The sequence below is a fragment of the Psychromonas antarctica genome, assembly GCF_022267535.1.
GTDB classification, from domain to species: domain Bacteria; phylum Pseudomonadota; class Gammaproteobacteria; order Enterobacterales; family Psychromonadaceae; genus Psychromonas; species Psychromonas antarctica.
In genome coordinates, this window is sequence record NZ_JAHNZV010000246.1 from 1 (window position 1) to 1,306 (window position 1,306).

The following is a 1,306-nucleotide window of genomic DNA, read 5'->3' on the forward strand; positions in this document are numbered from 1 at the left end:
GACCCTGTAAATAATTCTGTGTAATTACCATTTTTACAGATGCTTTTTCAAGCGGTCTTCAAATTCTATTATAAACCGATTCATCGCAGCTCTCCAACTGTGGATCGGTTTTGACCATTTTTTCGATGCCGCTTTGATTGCTAAGAAAATCACTTTCTTCGCAGAATCATCACTTGGAAATACCTTACGGTTCTTAATGGCCTTACGGATTACGCTGTTCAGTGACTCTATCGCGTTCGTTGTGTAAATCGCTTTTCTAATGTCTCTAGGGTAACGATAAAATGTATTTAAATTATCCCAGTTACTATTCCAAGACTTTGATATCTGAGGATATTGATCATCCCACTTAGCAGAAAAAGCATCAAGGTTAGCCAAAGCAATTTCCTCTGTGTCTGCTTGATAAATTAGCTTTAAATCGGCGGTGACTTCTTTGTAGTGCTTCCAGGACACAAACCTCAATGAATTACGTATCATATGTACGATACAGAGCTGTATGTGGGTTTCTGGATATACTGTATTAATTGCTTCAGGAAACCCCTTTAAGCCATCTACACAGGCAATTAATATATCTTCCACACCTCTGTTTTGTAATTCGGTTAATACATTGAGCCAAAATTTTGCACCTTCATTCTCAGCAAGCCACATCCCAAGTAGCTCTTTTTCACCCTCAAGATTTATTGCTAAAGCAAGGAAAACAGCTTTGTTAATGACTCGATTATCCTGCCTAATTTTCACGACAATACAATCTAGATAAACAATAGGATAAATGGCATCTAACGGCCTGTTTTGCCACTCAGTTACTTGTTCAATGACAGCGTTAGTGATTTTGGAAACGAGTGTGGCAGATATATCGGCACCGTACATTTCTTGGAATGCATCAACGATATCACGTGTTGTCATACCCCTAGCATAAAGGCTTAAGACCTTGTCATCCATGGATGTGAAACGGGTTTGGTTCTTTTTAACTAACTCTGGCTCAAAGGTGCCATTTCTATCGCGTGGGGTGACTAGTTCAAATTGACCATCTTCAGTTTTTAATGTTTTAGATGTGTTGCCATTTCGATAGTTATCAACGTTACTTTGTTGGTTTTTTCCATAGCCAAGGTGCTCATCGAGTTCAGCATTCAGTGCGGCTTCAACCGTTATTTTGGTTAGCATTTGAGTGAAATCAAGCAGGTCTTTTTGAGACTTTAAACCTTTTGATGCTTTAAGGGCGAATGCTTCTATCTCTTCTTTTTTCATAATTACCTATCCTTAAAATGATTAAATTAATGATAGGCAATTACACAGATTTCAGGACAGGGTC

The 1,306-nt window shown here is 38.3% G+C and carries 1 protein-coding gene; it reads right to left on the reverse strand.

Annotation, left to right across the window (positions count from 1 at the left end):
* Positions 1-33 precede the first annotated feature (33 nt).
* Positions 34-1,242 (reverse strand): IS256 family transposase, encoded by a 1,209-nt coding sequence (locus tag KSO91_RS17300; protein WP_238744261.1) that lies wholly within the window; start codon positions 1,240-1,242, stop codon positions 34-36.
* Between the last annotated feature and the right edge of the window lie 64 nt (positions 1,243-1,306).